11 protein-coding genes are annotated in these 21438 nt (G+C 39.6%); all 11 read right to left on the bottom strand.

What is annotated here, in order from left to right:
* Positions 1–74: 74 nt before the first annotated feature.
* The 11 genes from ACZZZW_RS15325 to ACZZZW_RS15275 all read right to left on the bottom strand — a co-directional run bounded on the left by ACZZZW_RS15325 (position 75) and on the right by ACZZZW_RS15275 (position 21431).
* Positions 75–740 carry a DUF3826 domain-containing protein gene (locus ACZZZW_RS15325; RefSeq protein ID WP_463494656.1) on the bottom strand — a complete coding sequence of 222 codons (666 nt, stop codon included), beginning with the start codon at positions 738–740 and terminating at the stop codon, positions 75–77.
* A gap of 118 nt (positions 741–858) precedes the next feature.
* Positions 859–3597, bottom strand: coding sequence for an alpha-L-rhamnosidase (locus ACZZZW_RS15320; RefSeq protein WP_463494654.1), 2739 nt, complete (start codon positions 3595–3597; stop codon positions 859–861).
* 141 nt (positions 3598–3738) lie between these two features.
* A complete protein-coding gene (locus ACZZZW_RS15315; protein WP_463494652.1) occupies positions 3739–6552 on the bottom strand; it encodes a glycoside hydrolase family 2 protein in 2814 nt (937 codons plus the stop codon).
* Positions 6552–8240: a sialate O-acetylesterase gene (locus ACZZZW_RS15310; protein ID WP_463494650.1), complete on the bottom strand. Its 1689-nt coding sequence runs from the start codon at positions 8238–8240 to the stop codon at positions 6552–6554. Before ACZZZW_RS15310 ends, ACZZZW_RS15315 begins: the two co-directional genes overlap by 1 nt.
* Positions 8241–10073 carry a six-hairpin glycosidase gene (locus ACZZZW_RS15305; protein ID WP_463494648.1) on the bottom strand — a complete coding sequence of 611 codons (1833 nt, stop codon included), beginning with the start codon at positions 10071–10073 and terminating at the stop codon, positions 8241–8243.
* A gap of 105 nt (positions 10074–10178) precedes the next feature.
* Entirely contained in the window at positions 10179–11057 is an 879-nt protein-coding gene (locus tag ACZZZW_RS15300; RefSeq protein WP_463494646.1) for a glycoside hydrolase family 43 protein, read from the bottom strand.
* Positions 11058–11235: 178 nt separating this feature from the next.
* Positions 11236–12636, bottom strand: a complete 1401-nt coding sequence (locus tag ACZZZW_RS15295) for a glycoside hydrolase family 140 protein (RefSeq protein WP_463494644.1) — start codon at positions 12634–12636, stop codon at positions 11236–11238.
* A gap of 1 nt (position 12637) precedes the next feature.
* On the bottom strand, positions 12638–15799 hold the full coding sequence (locus ACZZZW_RS15290) for a DUF6298 domain-containing protein (RefSeq protein ID WP_463494642.1): 3162 nt from the start codon (positions 15797–15799) through the stop codon (positions 12638–12640).
* A 115-nt stretch (positions 15800–15914) separates the two neighbouring features.
* Positions 15915–17555 (bottom strand): pectate lyase family protein, encoded by a 1641-nt coding sequence (locus tag ACZZZW_RS15285; RefSeq protein WP_463494640.1) that lies wholly within the window; start codon positions 17553–17555, stop codon positions 15915–15917.
* A 1-nt stretch (position 17556) separates the two neighbouring features.
* Complete coding sequence (locus tag ACZZZW_RS15280) at positions 17557–19212, bottom strand: pectate lyase family protein (RefSeq protein ID WP_463494638.1); 1656 nt, start codon at positions 19210–19212, stop codon at positions 17557–17559.
* 392 nt (positions 19213–19604) lie between these two features.
* Positions 19605–21431, bottom strand: coding sequence for a RagB/SusD family nutrient uptake outer membrane protein (locus ACZZZW_RS15275; RefSeq protein WP_463494636.1), 1827 nt, complete (start codon positions 21429–21431; stop codon positions 19605–19607).
* Between the last annotated feature and the right edge of the window lie 7 nt (positions 21432–21438).

The raw sequence follows: 21438 nt of genomic DNA, 5'->3' as shown, positions 1-21438 counted from the left end.
AATCCTAATGCTATAGCTACCGTAGTAAGATTGCTTCGTGCCTAGCAATGACGATGAGGTGAAGCAAATTCACGTTATTGTTTTGCTTTCGCTGCTTTCTCTTCTTTTATTTTTTTTGTATAGGCACTATAAAGTGCTCTCCAGCTTCGACCATTATTATTTAGCATTTGCTCCGATTTTGTTTTGTAAATTTCGAAAATGGCTGAAATCTGCTTCATGTTTTTATAATCCACAGCTTGCTCGCGGGCCTGTTTTAAGTAAGCCAAAATCTTGGCTTCCTCATCAGCAGTTAAATCCGGAACAATGGCTTTATAACCTTTCATGGTGAACTCTACTTTACCAATGGTGTATTTATCTAATATGGTTTCTACCTGCTCTGGTGTTAAGTTTTTTCTCAACCCATCCATTAAAGCCTGGTGAACGGTAGAAGGTATTGCAGAATCGGCAATAATCTGTTTGTCTAAATCGCTTAATTTATTGCCAGTAACCGGATTTATTCCATCAGGAACTGTAGATGATGGATGATCGTTATGCCAATCCCTAATTGTTGTTAAGTGAACTGCAATTGCATTTTCTACTGCTGATTTTTTCGCTGCATCAGTTAAATTTAATGCTGAGGTCCATTCTTTGGCTTTGGCTACAATTTCTTCCGGCACCGCAATGTCCTTCGTTTGACTGAATGCGTTTACTGTGGTTAGCAGTAAGGTTATCAGTATAAATGGTTTAAAAAACTTTCTCATAATTGTGTTTTAATTTATTCGTCATTGCGAGGCTTGATTTTTCATCAACCGAAGCAATCTTTCTTGGCAGGATAGATTGCTTCGTCGTTCCTCCTCGCAATGACGACTTATTTCATTTTTATTTCCGCTCTACCACAAATGAATAATCTCCAGAGCCGAGCTCATAAACGGCCCTGTTATTCTCCATTTTTATAAATTTTAAATCTTTTATTGATTTCGATTTTTCTGAAACCTCATTTTTATTATTTGCAGGAATATAAATCATTGCAGTTGTATTTGCCGGAATGGTGATATTCCAGTTAAATTGCTTTGCTGTTGTATTATAATTGCTTTTAATTAGTCCATAAACCGAATTGTAACTTGCATTTACAGCGTTTAAGCCATTAATTATTTCCGGTTTCATGATGATCTTTTTGAAAGCTGCACTTTCGGATTTTATTCCGGCCAGATTTTCATAATACCAGATCAGTAAGTCACCGAGCATCATCACATGGTTTTGCGAATTCATTTTTGGATCGGCTGTATTCCCATTCCACAATTCCCAAATGGTGGTTGCGCCGTTATCTACCATGTAGCCCCAACTCGGATAAGTTTTTTGGGTGGCCACGGTATAGGCCAAATCTGGTCGGCCATAATCGTTTAAACAGCGCATTAACCACTGAATTCCCACTAAACCATTGCTCAAATGCCCCTTATTTGTAACCTCTACCGTGTAAGTAATGCTCTTAAAAACTTTATCTACATTGTTTTGAGGAACCATCCCAAAGTAAAGCGGAATGATGTTATCGGTTAGTGCATTTGAGGCATAGTAGCCTTTGTTGTTATAATATTTTTGATTAAAAGCATCTTTGATTTTATTTCCCAGAAGCTCATATGCTTTTATATCTTCATTGTTGCCGCTTACCTTGGCAAATTGCATCATCAATTGGGTGAAATGATAATAATATGCTGTCGAAATCAATTCTGACGGATACTTTTTATCTGCACTTTTACCACGGCCAAATTCGATGGTAATGGGCGGCATGCACCAATCGCCATAACTATCTTTGGTCAAAATATAATCTTTCATGTAACGGTTTTGCATGTAAGCAAGCCATTTTTTCATTGCCGGATAGTTGTCCTGTACGACAGATACATCACCAGTTTGCTTATATAACATTTCGGTAACCAAAAGCATTGCTCCGGGCCAGGTCATGTTGTCGCTGTAGTAGCGCCAAAAAGCTGGTGCAACATCCGGAATGGCACCATCTTCTTTTTGCGAATTTCTAATATCTTGCAACCATTTGGCGTAGAATCTACCGTTATCAAAAAGAAAACTTTCACCATAAGCCACTGCGCCTCTATCGCCTAACCAAGGCATGCGCTCGTTGCGTTGCGGACAATCAACCGGAATCCCTTTGTAACTCCCGGCAATTCCCCACCAGGCATTTTTTACAATCTGATTGGTCAAAGCATCCGAAGTTTCGAACGTTCCGACCGTTTTTATGTTATCGTAAACCATTTTACCAACGAAATCGCTTAGTGATGGCTGGTAGGTATAGCCTGTAAGTTCTACATATCTAAACCCGCGGTAGGCAAATGTTGGTTCCCAGGTTTCTAATTCGCCACCTTTTAAGGTGTATAAATCGGTACATTTTGCATTGCGAAGATTAGCGGTAAAGAGTTCGCCATTATCTTGTAATGATTCAGCAAACCGCATTTTAATCTGGTTGCCTTTAATACCTTTTACCTTGATTTGCAGCCAGCCCACCATGTTCTGACCCATATCCAAAATATACCGGCCACCCGAAATTTTAGTGATTGAAACCGGCTTAATGGTATTCATCACTTTCATGTTTTCATTCATCTGGGCCTCAATTGTTCCCATTGGTTCCTGTACAAATTCTGCCTTTGCCCATTTACTATCATCAAAACCTACCTTATTCCAGCCTAAAGCTTCTTTTGTAGCATCGTATTCTTCGCCGTCGTATTCGTTATTAGCTCTGATCGGTCCATCTGTTGTGCCCTTCCAGCTATCATCGGTATCAATATTTGCCGTTGTTCCGTCGGTGTAAACAATGTTGATGTTCATGAGCATTTTCGGAAAACCAAACGTTTTAATTTTATACGGTTTTTCATTTTGGCGCATTGCGAAGAAACGGCCATTTCCGAGTATCGTACCCACTGCATTTTTACCATTTTGAATGTAACTGGTTACATCATAGGTATTGTACTTTACATTTTTGGTATAATCAGTAGGCGACGGCGATAAAACATCATTCCCCACTTTTTTACCATTAATATAGAGTTGGTATAAACCTAAGCCAATGATAAATGCGGTGGCAGATTTGATTTGTTTTATAGACTGAAACTCCTTTCTAAAATATCGTGCTGATAAACGGGAATCCGTTTTAATGTTATCCCATGGGAAAGCCCGGTCGAAACCAATCCAGCCCTTTGGCCAATCTTTATAATAAAGTAAACCCATAGAGAAAGCGTTGTTAGCCGACCATTCACTTTGACCAGCAGTTGTCCATACTTTAACCTTCCAATAGGCTTTCATACGGCTAGTTAATGCCATACCGTTATAGCTTACATGGATAGATTCTGGTTGGTTAACCTTTCCTGAGTCCCATAAATCGCCTTCATTCGCCTTTAATTTTTCTGCCGATGATGCAACTAAAATTTGATAAGCGGTTTGCATTACATTACGCTCATTAGAAATGATATGCCATGCAAAGCGGGGTTTTACAACATCAATGCCCAACGGATTTTCGAGCATCTCGCAGGTGGTGTGCTGCAACGAGATTTGCGCCATCACTTTTGTAAAGGATATGAGGCAAATGCTGATGATCGCTAGGTGGAGTTTAATGTTCATTACGCTTCGCGGTTGATTGCACAGATTTATTGATTATACTAATTGTATTATTGTTTTTTAAAAAAATTCGTCATTGCGAAGCTTGGCCTGAGCGAGCTGAAGCAATCTTTTTTGCTAATGTTATTGTGTTCCATAATTTCTTTATTGAGATTGCTTCGTCGTTCCTCCTCGCAATGACGAACTATGGAGCGAAAAATCAAAATACAAGGTCATATTCAATGCCCTACTTGGATCTTTATCAAAATCGTAATAAATATTCTTCATTCCCATTGGCCCTGTTGTTTCTGGTTTTTGGGTTTTTGTACCAATTGCCGAAATGGCATTCATAAAGGAAATATCACCATTCGGAAATGTCGGACTCATATTATCGTATTCTGTATCCTTTGATTTTTTTGGTGTAAATAACCTTAAAAAAACATCTTCCCGATCTGTTACAACTTTGAATGATTGTTGCTTGCCAATAAATTCGCACCAGTACATATTTGAATAATAGCCTTTAAATTCTGGATATTGCCATGGTGCTTCTCCTGTTGCCGAATTGTTATAATCCTTTTTCCAAATGCCAAACTCCGTTCCTTTCATCCTGTTTTTCCAAACGCGGTATGGCCCATTACCTTTGTATTCAACGGCTTTAATTTCTGTTTCTGGATAAGAAAAGTTAACACCAACGAAAGTGGTAAAGTAATCTGATGGAAAATATTTTACTTCCATTTTTAACCATCCAGATGGGTAAATCGTCCATTGTAGGGTATTCCAGCTTTCCTTTTTATCAAATTTAGATGAAATCACTAAATTTTCGCCATCCATTTTTTGAGTAAAACCTTTAAAGTTATTTACACCCTCCTGCAAAATAGGACCATTAGCAAAAGGAATTATCCCTTTAGCATTCCTGGCCTGTTGCAACAAACCAGTTGTTTTGTCGAACGTTAAATCAATACCATTGGCAGAAACAAGGTATAATTTAGCCTCTTCTTTCAGATTTATTTTTGAAGAACCTGTTTTTACGATAATTTTCTCAGCATCATCTGTAGGCAAAGCGATGGGGAAACTCCAGGTGAATAATTCTTTACCATCCGGTCCATTTGCGCTAAGATAAAGGGCATCAAAACTTCTCCAATCTGCTGGAAGATTAATCTGTAATTTTCCTTTTTCGAAGGGTTTGATGTTTGGTGCATCGGCTTTGCCAGATTTGAATGCTGCATCATCGCCAGCTTTTAACTTTTTTAACTTCCACTCAAAAGTACATTGATTGAGGTTGGTAAAAGCATAGCGATTTTCTAATGTAAACGAGCCATCAAAGCCAATTGTCATTTCTCTTTTTGCTATAAAAACCGGACTCCAAACTTCCTTAATGGTGAAAAAACTGCCTTCTTTTTCATGGTAAGGCCCAACAATTCCATCTGGGCCATGATTTCCATCGGTATCCAATTCGCCATTTTTATCGGTACGCACCACAGCCTGGTCGGCAAAATCCCAAAGGAAACCACCAGCCGAAAGTGGATTGTTCCACATGGCATTCCAGTAATCTTCAATGCCTGCACCATGACCGCCATCCCACATACCATGCAGAAACTCGGTAGGCATTAAAATATTGTGCCCATGATCGTAGTTGCCAATTCCGTAATTAAATTCACGGTAGTGTGTGGTTTCAAAACCGTTAAAAACTTCCCAAGGGTGAATTAAAGGTCTTTTTTGAAGATCTTCCTCGCCAAAAAGATGATCAAGTTCGCGGTTATGCCCCCCTTCGTTGCCATTGGCCCAAAATATAATCGATGGATGATTTTCATCATTCAACATCATTTCTTTCATCAACTTCGTTCCGGTAGGCGTATCATAAGTGCCGTGCCAGCCTGCCAATTCGTCCATTACAAATAAGCCAAGCGAATCGCAAACGTCTAAAAAATGGCCATCTGGTGGGTAGTGAGACATCCGGACGGCATTCATATTCATTTCTTTCATCATCAAAACATCGGCGATGCTGATTTTTTTACTGGTTGTTCTGCCCGATGACGGATAAAATGAATGCCGGTTTACACCTTTAAACTTCATTTTTACTCCGTTAACATATACACCATCACGTTCTTTTACTTCAACTGTTCTAAAACCGATTTTTTTGGAAATCTGATGGATCTCTTTCCCATTTTTAATTAATGTAAAGCTTGCCGTATACAAATTCGGAAACTCTGACGACCATAAAGCCGGATTGGAAAACTGATGATTGAGTAGTATGTTTTTATTTCCTTTATTTATTGAAGTTGTAAACCGATCACCAAATCTTTTCCCATCTTTTCCAAAAAGCTCCACTTCAATTTTATCTGCATCACCAGTATAATTGATTTGCGCATTTAAATTCCCATTAGCTTTGGCATCGATCTGAATCCGATTGATATGGGTTTGCGGCAGTGACTCGAGATATACAGGTCTGAAAATGCCACCAAAAATCCAGAAATCAGCCTTGCGTTCGGCATTGTTAACCGATTCATTAGCAGAATGCTTGGATACTTTTACTTCAAGTAAATTATCGTCGCCAAATTTAATCAGTTTGGAAATATCGTACTTAAAAACATAAAACGAACCCTGGTGAATCTCACCGGCCAACTGACCGTTAATTTTGACTTCGGTATCGGTCATTGAGCCTTCAAAAACGATATTGATTTCCTTATTTTTCCAGGCAGTTGGAACTTTAAATTTATACTTATAAAGCCCTTCTTCCTTTCCCTTATTGTCTTCTTTGTTGAAACCATAATTATATTTTCCGAAACCTTGCAGTTCCCAGTTTGAAGGAACTGGTATAGTGGTCCATTTGCCCGAATTTGCGCCAGCGGTACAGAAAAAATCCCAGTTCACGGTATTGTCGTTCCCTGTTCCCGATAGGTATAATTTCTCCGTTTGCTGTGCTTTTAGCGAGCAGAATAGGGTTGTTAAACACAAGAAAAGTATAAATCTGCGTTTCATTAATTGGTTTTAAAAGTTTTAGTTAATGGATTATCGGTTCGGAAAGGCAAAGCAGGTAAACCATTGCTATAAAAGTTTCCTGTTGGGTTTTCCGTCCAGTTATAACGCACGGCTACAGGTGTCTTAACTTCTTTTGAAGAAACAACAACTTTTCCATCTTTTATCACAGCATCAGCATTTACAAATTTTCCGTCATTTCCTGCGATGGTAAAACCAGTAACAGGACCGGATGAAGCTGATTTTAAATAATCGAAATTCAATTCGGCTTTCTCATTTTTAAACAATACTGATTGATAAACAGGCCCCGAGAAATCATTTTTTTGATTATAGGTTTCGGCCAAAGCCCAAAGTGCCAATCTTCTACCTACCTCCCATTTATATGTTGGGTGCAAATCTTCATTCGAGTCGGTTAAATCGTTTGTAGAAACCATTCCAGTGTTCGGTAAACGCAACAATTGTGTTTGCGCTTCCCAAAATTCAGGTTCGGTATTTTCATCAACAGGTACTTTGCCTTTGGTTTTGGAATAGTTAAAAGGTGCAATCTGGACATAATAAAAAGGTAGATTCTTTTCTTTCCAGGCTTTTCGCCAGCTATTAATCAATACCTTTATTTTATAGACGTAATTGATCTTTTCATTCAAAAAGCAATTGGTTTCGCCCTGATACCACAAAAAACCACGGATTTTAAATTGTGTTAAAGGTTCGATCATCGTTGAATAAAACTTACCCGGATCGTTACCTATTTTTTGATTTTTGAAATAATCCTCCTGTGTAAATGCATTTTCTGAAATCCATGGCTCAATTGCACTTCCCGGAATGGCCGAAGAGATCATGCCCACTGGAATTCCTAATTTTTCCTGAACTTCTTTGGCGAAGAAATAACCAACGGCTGAAAAAGAACGTAATGCTGAATCTTGCGCCATTGCCCAGCTTTTATGAAGCGAATCAGGTTTGATTAAAGTTTTTCGGTTAACCAGAAAAATCCTGATCTGATCATTTTTTGCCTTTGCAACTTCATCAAACGGGAAACCTAATTTTTCATTTTTAGGTTTTGGGATTTTGGCCAGTTTGCGCATGGCATATTCCATATTGGATTGACCAGAACATACCCAAACCTCACCTACCAGAATATTGGTAAGCTGAATTTTATTTGAGCCACTAATGGTCATGGTTTGGGGTTTTGTAGCTGTTTTTAATGGTGCTAAAACCACCAACCAGTTTCCATTTTTATCGGCAACTGTTTCTTTTTTCTGACCTGCGAAAACTACTGCTACTTTTTCATCAGGTGAAGCAAACCCCCAGATATTGATTGGTTTTTCGCGCTGTAAAATCATATTGCTTGATAAAATTTGAGGCAAAAGGATTTTTGCGTTGGCGGAAAAGGAAAATAAAGAAAGAAGGATAATTAGTGCCGTCATTCCCGCGGAGGCGGGAATCTTAATGCTACAGGTGCTAGGAATCTCTCCCGTCATTTCGATCCGATAGCTATCGGATGGAGCGCAGCGAAACGGAGAAATCATTTCAGCCTGGATCAAAGATTTCTCCACTACGGTCGAAATGACGCTTAGGAAAGATTGCCGAGCCTTGCCCCCTCGTACTGACGATGATGTGGCCGGAATGCCGAACGCTTTAGCACGCAATAATGGGAAAACTCCAAACTCCAAACCCAAAACTCCAAACTTTCTCATCTAAAATCCCTCCGTTTTTAAATACTTAATCGAATAAACGGCTTCCTTCTTCTCTGCTTCTCCGGCATTTTTCAAATCGTAGGTTTGATCCGCGGGTGTATCTACATCAGGAAAACGACGAACATCGCCGGTGCGAAAAACAATTCTGGAAACATCAGCAACAGGTTGAAAAGCCAGGCTGGTTAATACATCTTTGCCGTTTACAGTGATGGTGTAAAAACGCGTAAAGGCATCTAATTTTAATTTGATGTCGTAACTTTTACCTGCCTCGTATTTCATGAAATTTTTATACCGTGCGCCTGCCTTTGCGCTTAAAGTTCCTGCGGTATCAAAAGTAAGGCGCACAGTAGCTGTTCCTTTAGTATCCTGCAATTCGATTTCCAATAAACCGAAGTCATTTTGCTTCGGCGTAACAGAAAATGAAGCGATTATTTTTTTTGCTGCTGGAAACAACCTTTCAACTTTGGCATAATCAAAAGGATCTTTGTCTTTCAATACTAAAACGCCGTTTTCAACCTTAACAGGGGCCCAAAGCGGACTGTAGACATTCCATGTTTCGAGTGCTTTATCAGCAGGCATCTTACTGAAATCATCGTTTACATGTTGTGTTGCTTTATCATTAAGGGGTACCGGCACAGAAGAAACCCAAATATCTTCTTTGTTCATGCTGTAGGTTACCCATAATTTACCATCAGCAGGTTTGCCATTACCTTCGATAATTCCACGTACATATTGTGGCCCGTACGATTTATAATTGCCTCCATAACGCATTGGCGTAATTTCACCGTGTACGAGTAGAAGGTTGGTATAATCGAGTCCGTTTTTACTTGTTGATATGGCTAGCGGCCACCGGTACTCAGATGGATTATAAACCGTTGCGTAGTTGCCATCAGAAGTTTTTTGTCCCCATATTTTGGCATTACTATTCACGAAACCAGGTGCCCTCGAAGCATTTTCCGGCCAGCTCGTACCGTTATCATTGCTAATGGCTGTTAAGGCATTTTTCCATAAACCCACTACTCTGCCATCAGGTAAATGATAGTAACTAAACGCCTTATATTGCTTTTGTAAAGTAATTAACGGATCTTTTCTATTTGCTTCCTCATTCCATTGCTGAGTCATTAATTTATTGACTAACAATTCATTACAAGCTTCAATAAAAGCTTTACTTTTACTTTTGGTGTATAATGGGTATTTTGTATTTTTCTCGAAGTAGCCGGGGTTGTAGTGAATAAAATAAATAGGGCCATATTTGCCGTCTGGCTGAATTTCTCTTACGGCCCTGCCAATTCCATGGCCATCGTTCGGATCGTCTTTAGCATCAAAACTGATCGCATAGAAACCCAAAACCAGGAAAACATTTTTCTTTGAAACATAAAAGCCCATGCGTTGATGCATCACGGCATCTAAATCTTTAGCTACATCGGTTCTACCCGCTTTTGTTGTACCATCCGGAATTCGGTAAACCGGAAAAATAACATCCGGCTTGCTCCAGGTATAGCCATCATTTGAAGATTGTAATAATGTTTGACCTGGTGGGATGCTTTCGCCAACTTTATCACTCAGGTATTCGATGTAAAATTTATTGTTCCAATAGGCCAGCATTGGGGCATGGTTGTAAGTCCAACCGAAGTTTTCGGCCAGTTCAGGGTGTTCTCTGTTCGCACGGAAAGTTTGGATATTATGCACACCCATTACCGGCGAAAGCTGACCGTGATGGTAATCTGCATTAACCAGGGTTTTACCTGTATAACGCACCGTATCTTGCGCATGCGAAGTGGTTATCGCAAATGCAAATGGTAAGCCTAAACAAAGTATTTTAAATATTTTCATGTTTATGTTGCTTTCTTTGGTGCGTCACTCTGAATTTATTTCAGAGCCTTTTTAGCTTTCCCATTAGCTGCTGAACTAAATTCAGCATGACGACCGTATTAAAACTCATTTATTATTTCTCAATCTCTCTATCACTTTTCTTTTCACTTTTATAATCGTTCCGTGTTTATGCCCTTCGGGGATTGAAATTGATGCTGTTACATCTTTAAATGTCTTAAAATCGGAAGTTTTATAGGCTGAATAAATCTTTTCCCCATAGGCATCGAAATAAATCAGCCAATCATTTTTTACTTTTACCACCGTTGGTCCTTCTGTTAATTTCGGACTAAAAGTTTCAGAAACGTTTTCGTAAGGCCCCAGTGCATCTTTTGCAAAAGCAACTTTTAAATTCCTGTTCGGTCGGGTATTGTCTTTCAGTACCAATACATAATCTTTAGGAGCGCGTTTTACAATCACCGCATCAATTACACTAAAACCAGGATCAAGAAATAGTTTAGGTTTAGAGAAGCTAACAAAATCTTTCGTGGTAATGCTGTACATCCGATGGTTGTTCTCTTCCTCTTCTATTCCTTTAGTAAAACGGAATGGTATAGTTGAAGCCCAAATGATTATATATTCCTTTTTCTCGTTATCGTAAAAAATCTCTGGTGCCCAAACATTAACTGTTTTTGGTTCGCTTTCCATTACCGGAAGGAATTTTTGTTCGCTCCAATTGATCAGATCCTTTGAACTGGCATAACCAAAACCTTTGTCACCCTTCCAACTGCAAGTCCATACTAAATGGAAAGTGCCGTCTGGCCCTTGAGCAATTGACGGATCGCGGAGTACTTTTTGCGTACCTACTGTTGGTTTCAAAAAGGTTTTATTTAAATCTGTCCAATGGTAAGCATCATAGCTGTATAAAAGCCTTAACCCTTCGTTTGCCGGCTCGTGGAAAGAGGTAAATAGGTAAGCCTGTTTTGAACAGGAACTTAATCCGCACAATAGCAGGCCAATTATAGCTAAGCGAAATGATGATATGGAATTGGGTTTAAACACTTTTTTTATTGTTATTTTCTTTTCGTTTGGTTGTCATTTCGACCGAAGTGGAGAAATCTTTTAAAGTTGTTGTAAAAGATCTCTCGATTCCGCTGCGCTTCACTCGAGATGACGATTTATTCTCCTATATCTCTTCCAAAACCAATACCCAGTCATTTCCATTTCCAGGTTCACCTGGGGGATTGAACTCCTTAATGCCTTTATTTTCAAATTCTCCAATCAGCGTAGTTTTTCCTGTTCTTGGATCAAACCATGAAGCTTTTACTTCGTCACCATCAATTTTACCCATTTGTACACTGAAATTTTTACCAGTATAGGTGTATAACATTGCAAACTCTTCGCCTCTTGTAGCAAGAACGCGCTCGTACTTTTCTCCATTTTTACCAGCAACTAAAGTTTGGTCGGGTACACGGTCGAAATAAGAGTGCGAAAGCATTAAATCTTTCAAGTATTGCATCTGTTTTGCACCTGGGGCATTAATTGCCGTTATCCATTGATCTTTAGGACCATAAGCAGGTTTTAAATCTGTCTTTTTATACATCTGCATTACCGAATTGTGACCATAAGTATAGCCAAATGCCCCTGCAAAGACAGACCAATAACCGTATCTTCTAACATCGCTATCTGTCCAGCGCGGTTGCAGTGTATCATGTAAACCTTGTGGAATATCCTCGTATGATGGTTCTCCATCAATAGTTGGTTTAGTTGGTTTTAATTTATAATCAGCTTCGATGTATTTCCAGTTATCCTCTCCATAATGCAGTTGCTCATTTTTAGAAGTGTCTTGGTCGTAACGGCGGTGGCCTGACTGTACCATATCGAAATCGCACCATTTTGCATTTTGAAACCACTGTGATGAAGCAGTACGGCCTCTTGGATGAAATGTAATTAAATGATTCGGATCATTTGCTCTTAAGGTTTCGCCGATGGTGTTCCAAACAGCCGCACCTTCACTCCCTTTAATGTCGCCACCATTTAACCAGATAATATTCCATTTTTCTTTATAACGTTTGGCTAAAAACTCTGAATAGGCTTTTGCCTGCTTTTCATTTACTTTTTTGGCCTTTACATTGGTTCCCCAAACCGGAACTAAAGCCATATAAAGACCTTTTTCTGCGGCCAGATCTACGATATAATCTACATGGTCCCAATAATCGTAAGCCAAGGAATCTTTCGGATTGTTGCCAGGTGTGAGCATTGGTTTGGAAACATCAGCATGAACAACTGACGAATCTCCATATACATTTTTCGAAGGTACATCATGTAATAACATCACCTGAATAACATTAAAGCCCTTTTTTTTACGGTCTTGGAGATAGGTATTTGCTTCTTCGCGGGTTAAACGCCCGAACAGTAACCAACCTGTATCGCCAAGCCAAAAGAAGGGTTTGCCATCCCCTGTGGTTAAATATCTTCCGTTTTCTGATACCAAAAGGCTTTTATCCCCAAAATGAAATTTCTTTTTACAGCCAAAAGCAAGGCAAGAAACTAAAGCAAGTAGATATAGTATATATTTAATGTTCATATTAAATTTTATTGATGATGAGTACCTCGTCGCCTGCTGCCACTTTATTCAGTTTTACAATTGCACCTCCGTTAATTTTCTCTTCTTTTAGCACTTTACCATTTCTGGTATTGAGCACTTTTACATTGAATTTCCCTGTATTTTTACTTAGATCGAGGTCTATTGCATTTGGTGAGGCATTGTATAAAATATAAGCTTTACCTGCATTTTCCAGCCCATATTGTTTAGCCGATTTACCTGCAAGAAGAAAAGGTTTCATTGAAGAAGCAGCACTTAAAACTGTTTTATCTATATCGTTAACGTTTGATAAAGAACCACCTGCCATTAAAATCGCCCATCCAAAACTATCAAAGCTATCTCCCGAATACATTACAGCTTTTTCAGGGAACTTATTCTTATATTCGGAAACGGCATGGTAAACTTCTTCGAAAGATGTTTTCTTAGGTTTTAGCAAACGGGCATGTTGTCGCGGTGCCAAACTTAAACCACCTTGCGGTGCGTAAGCTGTTCCATCGGCCTGATAATGCCAATACCTGATATCAATTAAATTAATCACACTTGCACGTTCAGGATCGGCTAAAATGGCATCCTGCACATCTTTTGTTACACTCAAACCAATAATTGGGTGTTTGCCTGTTTCTTTCTCCCATTCTTTTATGGTATCGATCCAGAATTGAACGAAATGAAGCGGACCGGTAAATTCGGCACCGATTAACTGAATTACACCAGTATTTCCATTAAAATTTTCCAGGCATTTTCTGATGTAAGCCTTATGGATTGCTTTACGATGCTCATTGCTGATGTCGTAAAATTGCTCGGCCATAAAAATGCGTTTATCGCCAGCATATGGCACAGGCTCAGGAAAACCCGTATTGTTGATGTTGTTTGCGGTACGCCATGGAAAGTCGGCATAATGTGCTCCGGCTTCGATAATGTTGTGCTGAAAATAATTTTCGTGGATTAAAACCAGGCCTTTTTGATCGGCAAGGTTGGCGAATTGCTTTAACCTGTCCCAATACCATAAATTGTATTTGGTTATGTCGTATTTGCTTAAACCATCCCAGGCTTTATCCTGGCCACTACGGGCAAAAGGCAATTCGTAAAAAGGTGCCCAAACCTCGCCATCCATACGGCGGATTCGCTCATGATCATCTCTTCTTCTGTCGTACCAAAGGCCATAATTGTGATCAAGCACTTTAACAGTGCCATTTTTCATCGCATCTGTGATCGAATCCAAATCATCCGTTAAGCCATTGCCTGAACGGCCAGGAACGAAACGCGTAATATGAAATTTAGTATTTTTCAATCCATACGGACGGGCACTCCCATTCCACCAGGGAACATCCTGGCGATTACCCACCACAACTTCATTGCCACGCACCAACCAGCCGTTTTTAACCGTCATTGCATCAGCAAGTGCAGGTTGAATAACTTTATCAAGACCAATTTTATCAATACTTTTTGCAGAACCGGCATCGGTTATGATTTTATCCCGATCGGTTGCGGCATCAATATATTCCGAAACTGTTAAAGCAGGTTTATACGCCAGCTTAGTCAGTTTTAAAGCTACATCAACAGGCGGACTGCTTGATGCTTCTGTTTCTACAGGAAGTACAAAATTTCGTTTTTCTGCTTCATTACCCAATCTATCTTTTAGTTGGGCATAATATAAACTTCTAGGCTGGATCTGTTCGTTTGACATATCCCAATAACCGTTCCCGGCAAATTGCGACCAGGTTCCAAAAGCCCAGTTTTGAGCCGTTGGTGGTTGAAAATTATCAACTCTTGCAGCGCTACATTGCCAGAATACACTATTTGCAGCACCCCAACCGGCTCCTTGGCCATCTTGTCCACGGTTTAAATAACTTAAGGCCTGTCCGTCAATATTTACTATATCGAATAACACACCTGATGCCCAGCTATCAATAGCACCACTAAAACTGAATGGCAAATAAGATTGGCATTGTACAAAAACATTAGGACCCGGGGCACAAAAGCCTACAGCAAAATCATGGTAGCCATATTCTGAGTATAACCTTTGAAAAAGCGTTTGCTGACCAGTGGTTAAAAATGTAAATCTTCGTTCACCACCAATTTCAGAAACTGGGGCAAGTGATTTACAATCTTCAACTGTAATTCTTTTAGCGGTTTCAAGTACATTAACGGCAGAGCCGGCAAAATGCTCAAAAACAACCTGACGAACCCATGCATCCTGGGTATTTTCTACGCAGATGGCTGTCCAGCGATGGTATTCATCCTTACTATTTTCCTTATGGTAATCTGATTCGATTTTTAGATTTTCGATACCTGTTTGTGAAATTCTACCTTCCCATTTGTATTTAGAAATGGTTGCTCCACCAAACTTAGCATCTAAAGCCGTGGTAATAGGTGCATCAAAAGTAATGGTATTGCCGTTCATGGCGATAATCTTTCTATCCCAATGGATGTCTCTTGTTCCAGGTTTCCAGCCTAAAGCACTTTCTCCTCCACCAAACTCTACCGTTTTTAGCGTTTCGATCCACTCTTTGGTTGATGGACGGTGAATCAAAATTTCATCACCAACCTTTAATCCGCTGGTACTTGCTAAGGTTACTTTATTTGCATTAACAGGTACTAAAGGATCAGTAATGGCGATAGCTTTTTCTTCCAACTTATTCTTTTGGCCTAAAATTCTGATTACGCCAATCCGGTCTAAACCTGTTGCAAAAATCTTTGTGCCGTTTTCGCCCATTCCACTACCACGGAGTACCACTCCGGAGGCTGACAACCTTAATGTTCCTGCAACTTCGTAAGTGCCTTTTTCTAAAAATACTGCTCCACGTAAACCATCTTTACCGATTGGCAATTTAGCTACATAATTTAGGGCTGATTGAATTCTTAAAGTGGCATCGCCCTTTGAAACAGGAACAACTACTTTTATTGTTGCATTGGGTATTGCTTTTTCGCCCGCCATGTAACCTGCGTAAGAAAAATCGGGAATCCGGTTTCCTTCTGCATCTGGAGTATAAGCCATTTTGCCATCTTTTCCTTTAAAAATCGGCTTTGGAGGCTCAACAGGCTTTATTTTTTGTGCATAAGAAAAGTTAATCGCCAAAAGAGCCATTACCAAAATCGGTAAGGCTTTTATTTGTATGGTTTTTAATATATGGTTAGTTTTTGGCATTGATGTTTTTTTAATCAACTTTCTACAAACACGCGTCAACTGAATTCATTTCACGACAGAAGAAAAGCAAAATTGCTATCAAACTGCCAAGCCTTTGCGCTTTCGGCTTTAGTCTTTAACCTTTACCTGGCCTCACCTTATTAATATCGACCAAGCTATTTAAATAAATTTCAATATTGGCATAACCAGATTTCGACAGTTTTGTGGCATCTTTGGCATCTTTTGGGTTAAGTCCATTTTTGGTTTCCCAGGCATCCGGAATTCCGTCATGGTCTGTATCTACATACGGTTTTCCTTTATATTCCGGGTAACCACCTACTTGTGCAATATCAGAAATAATACCTTTTTTATACGAATCAGCAGGTAACCTACGCTTTACATAACTCTGTTTAGCAGGCAATTTCCCATCTTCAACATGTTCAATTTTGCCTGTTGTAACCTGTTTAATAATGCGTTGGTCTACCGCATCGCGAACAGGTAAAGATGCACCGGCATTGGCCAGCACAAAATCGTATGCTTTTTTAGTATCGATGATTGAAACTTTTGCCATAGGCAATGGTTTATCCACTTTTATCGAATCTAATAACTTTTGCTTATCCCGCTTACTTTCTGGCTGAATGCCGCCATCCCAGTTGTTTTTAGTTACTTTTTCATTCCCTTCGATAATGTTTCCGGTTACATAAGCCCTGCCAAATTCGTTAGCAAACTTTTTGTCTCTTCCAGACTCTGGCTTTAAGATACGATAAGAAATCGGCTCGCCTGCAGGAGTAATTGGTCCGGGTTTGTAATAATTATTAATGAAACTGTAAAACGAAGCATTATCGCCACCATCTGCACTTCTGTTCCACCAGTTAAAGATCACGTTATTGGCGAAACCAAAATCGCCATACATGCCAACAGATGGATTTCGGCTAATGTTTGATGCCCAAAGGTTACGCATAAAAGTTGAATTTAAACCACCAATGGTGCTGCCGAAAGCATGGTTATAGGTGTCTAAAGCTTCAGAAAAAATCGAATTTTGAATGGTAACATTTACTGTTGGTAATTTCTCAGGTTTGGAACCGTCTTTTTTGTCGTAAACATGGCGATAGATGGACATATTTTCATCTAATCCCCAGCTCGCAGAAACGTGGTCGATAATAATATTCCCCACGGGATTACCGCCAATTGCATCATCTCTACGGGTAACATCAGTTGCCCCACGGCGGAAACGCATGTAACGGATCACAACATCATGGGTATTGATCCAAACAGATTCGCCAGCCACACAAACCCCATCACCAGGTGCGCTCTGGCCAGCGATTGTAATGTAAGGTGCACGGATAATCAATGGTGTTTTTAACCTGATAATACCAGAAACATTAAAAACAATAATTCGCGCTCCACCTTGTTCACAGGCCTCACGCAAGGTTCCTTTGCCCGAATCATCAAGACTGGTTACAACATAAACTTTCCCGCCTCTACCGCCAAAAGAATAAGCACCACCACCTTCTGCACCAGGAAAGGCAACCGTTTTGGCTTGTGGCAAATCACTTGGTTTGGCCGCCCATGGGATATAAGGTTTACCATGTTTAGCCTCTTCATCAACAATATGTTTCACTTTCAGAAATTGAAGTTCTGATTGTTCTTCAATGCTTTTTAATAGTGAATCGGCTTTTTTTTCCATTGCCTCAGGGATAACCGGATATTGCGCAAAAGCAACATTTCCTAGCCCGCATAAAGCAATTATGCTAAAAATTGAATTCCAGGTACTCATATTAGTTAGGCTTTACAATGGAAACAGGAACAACACTATTTAAATATACTTCGATGTTGGAATAGCCGCTTTTAGTAATCTTTGCGGCATCAGCTGCATCTTTAGGGTTTAATCCGTTTTTCAACTCATAAGCATCAGGCATACCATCATCATCACTGTCTTTATATGGCGCTCCTTTATATTCCGGATAACCTCCTACCTGAGAAACTTCTGTAATGATACCTTGTTTATAAGAATCGCCAGGTAACCTGCGGTGTTCGAATTGAAAAGCAGATGGTTTAGCATTAGGATGAACTTCAATTTTTCCGGTAGCAACCTGCTTAACTACACGGGTATCAACCGGATCTCTTTTTGGCAGGGTTGCACCAGCATTTGCCAATACATATTCTTTAGCTTGTAGGGTTGGAATGATGCTAATTTTAGGCATCGGAAACGGATCTTTTGCTTTCATCGCTGCAAAATACTTACTTGCAGCCTCATACGACATGAGGTTTCCTTTTTTATCCTCCAATTGCACGCCTCCATCCCAATTGTTTTTGGTTACTTTTTCATTGCCATCAATGATATTTCCGGCAACATAAGCCCTGCCAAAAACCACATATGGCAATTTACTGCGGCCAGACTCTGGCTTTAAAATGCGGTAACTGATCGGGTCTTTTAATTCAGTAACCGGACCAGGTTTATAAAAGTTGTTGATGATGTTGTACTGTGCGGTATAATCGCCACCATCTGTTGAGCGGTTGTTCCAGTTAAATACTACGTTATTGGCGAAGTTAAAAATACCGTTCCACCCGATTGATGGGTTACGGGCACCGTTATCGGCCCAAAGGTTACGGACAAAGGCACAATTTTCGCCACCTAAAGTACTTCCGAACGCATGGTTCCAATAATCTAAAGCTTCAGAGAAAATTGAATTTTGGATTGTAATGTTAACCGTTCCTAATTTCTCCTCAGTTTTTCCTGTACTATCGTTGTACATGTGGCGGTACATCGACATGTTTTCATCCAAGCCCCAACTTGCCGAAACATGGTCGATCATGATGTTTCCAACCGGATTTCCACCAATGGCATCATCACGGCGGCCTACAAATGTTTCGCCTCTTCTAAAACGCATAAAGCGAACAATAACATCGTGAGTATTTAACCAAACCGACTCGCCAGCAACACAAACACCATCGCCAGGTGCTGTTTGGCCAGCAATTGTAATATATGGGGCACGGATAATTAAAGGAGTTTTTAACCTGATAATACCAGCCACATTGAAAACTACAATCCTTGCACCACCTTGTTCACAGGCATCGCGCAAAGAACCCGGCCCCTTATCATTTAAATTTTTGACTACAATTACCCTACCGCCATGGCCACCAAAACTGTAGGCACCACCACCCTCTGCCCCAGGAAACGCCAATAATTTAGATTGAGGTAAATCTGTAGGTCGGCCCGCCCATGGAATATAAGGTTTGCCTTCGCCTGCTTCTTTTGCAATAATAGGCTTGGCTTTTTCCCATGCTATATCCGATTGATGATAGGCTTCTTTCATCATCGAATCAGAAGATTTTTTAACGTCGGCCGGAATATTCGGATATTGTGCAAAGGTATAATTTGCCGAGAGGATTAATGCTGTTGTAGCCAACAGATTTAAAAAGTTCTTTTTCATTTTGTGTTTGCTCGTGGGAAGATAAAGAAGTTACGGAATATTTTTGATCAGCAGAAAAACTGATCTTTAATATCGAATATCGTGGCTCATTTCTATATCTATCCTTGTAAATAATTTTGGTTAGAAAGTATATTATCTTTCAAATTTGCACGCAATAAGCGGCTATTTTATGTATAATTTTGGCTAGCTATTGTATCATCTTATCAATTGGCTAAAATGGCTGTAACAAATTAAATTCATTCTCTCAGCCATGTTACAAGATAGAAATAATATTCATATATAAATGTAACATTCTTGAATAAAAAAAAAGGAAACAAATTAATGTTCCCTTTTTCAAACCAAATTTAAAAAACCAGGACGGTGAGCAAACCGCCCCAAAAAGTTTTATTCATTTATTTTAAGGGATCGAAAGCTCCACCCCATGTATTGTTTTGCACTAAGTTGATATTATTATTTAAAGATACCGTGGGAATTCCAAAGAAGTAAACTCCAGGCTGATAGGCGATGTTATAGGTATCCAATTGTTTAGTAGTTACGGTAAAGTTCGATGTGTAAAGTGCATCCAAATTGGTGCTTGCAGCGGCATCACGCGAGCCTAATAAATAATCGGTATTAGTGCCGGTATTTTTTAATGCAATGGTTACCCCCATTCTTCTTTTACCATTAAGTACTGTTTCCAGTAATTTACGGCGTCTTAAATCCCAAAAGCGCTTGCCTTCAAATGCAAGTTCTATTTGCCGCTCTCTAATTACGGCTGTAACCAATTGTGGACCGTTAAGCCCGGCCGTTAATCCATAAAGCCCATCTGTACCAGCTTCTATCCCTGCTCTTTTTCTTATTGCTATGATGTTGGCATAAGCTTCCTGGCCTTGCCCTATATTGCCAATTTCGGCAGCACATTCTGCCTGGTTCAGTAATACCTCTGCATAGCGGATTTCCAACCAATCTGTACCTGCATTTAAAAACGTTGCAAGCGTAAGTGCTGGATCTATGGCTTTTCGTAAGTATAAACCACTTGAACTAACAGAGCTTTCTGTTGAGGTTAATACGTTATTTTTACTGTAATAATACGTCCACAAACGGTAATTCGGGTTAGCAGATAGTGGCCAGTTACAGCCGTTATAAGCAATTGTTTGTTCAAATCTCGGATCGCGGTCTTTATAAAATGTGCCCAGGTTATATGGATATTTTGTAGATACACCTATATCCTTACCATCTTTCATTGGAAATGCCTGTGCCATGTCCCACGTTGGAAGATTTGATCCTCCGGTGGTACCTATATATTTAGGAACAGTTGCATTTGGATAGGTATTATTATTTTGGCCGATATCAGTTGTTGCCGCATTGTAAAGCGTTGCTAAAACTGCTTCAGGGTTACGGGGGGTACTTCCGCCGTTACTGCCTTCAGTAGTCCACATGGTTACATCAAATTTAGGATACAAACCAAATCCATTGGCAGATAATGTGGTTATTGCCTGGGTATTGGCTGTATATGCATCCTGCCACCTCGAAATTAAATTACCAGGATTAAATTCCGGTGAAGCAAAAGTGAGCAGAACACGCCCTTTAAAAGCTTGGGCTGCACCTTTGGTTATGCGTCCGTAATCATCATTTTTTGGCCATCTGGCAGGAAGATATTTAATGCAGGAATCTAAATCCTTTGCAATTTGAGCAAATGTTTCGGTTGTTGTATTTCTTGGTAATAACGCAGCTTTTTTTGCATCTTCACCAACTGCATCAAGCGGAATCAATACAATCGGAACACCGCCATAAAGCTTTACCAATTCAAAATACCTGAAAGCTCTCCAGAAATATGCCTGTGCAATAAATCTATTTTTCACGGCCGGATCTAAAGTACCCGCGTTAACATCCCTGATAAACATATTTATGGTTCTGATTTTCACATAGTTTCCTGCTGTATTTGTGTTGCCCAAATCGGTTACTGATTCGATTGTTGCGGTGCCTTTAACAAATACATTGTCGCCATATTGTTCTTCAGAAAGCGAATTTACAGATGCGCTTAAACCACCTACATTGCCAAACCAGGCTGGTTGATTTTGACTATAAATATAATCTATACTTAATTTTGTTGTGGTAGAATCATTGTAGACCTGATCGGCAGTAAAGCTACCTAAATCTTGTTCTTCAAGAACCTTTTTACAGCTAAAAATAAGTGTTGCTAAACAGGCTGATGCTATTAATATTGAAATCTTTTTCATGACAATT

This window comes from Pedobacter sp. AC379 (genome assembly GCF_979258145.1).
This window is presented reverse-complemented; position numbering and strand designations above follow the sequence as displayed.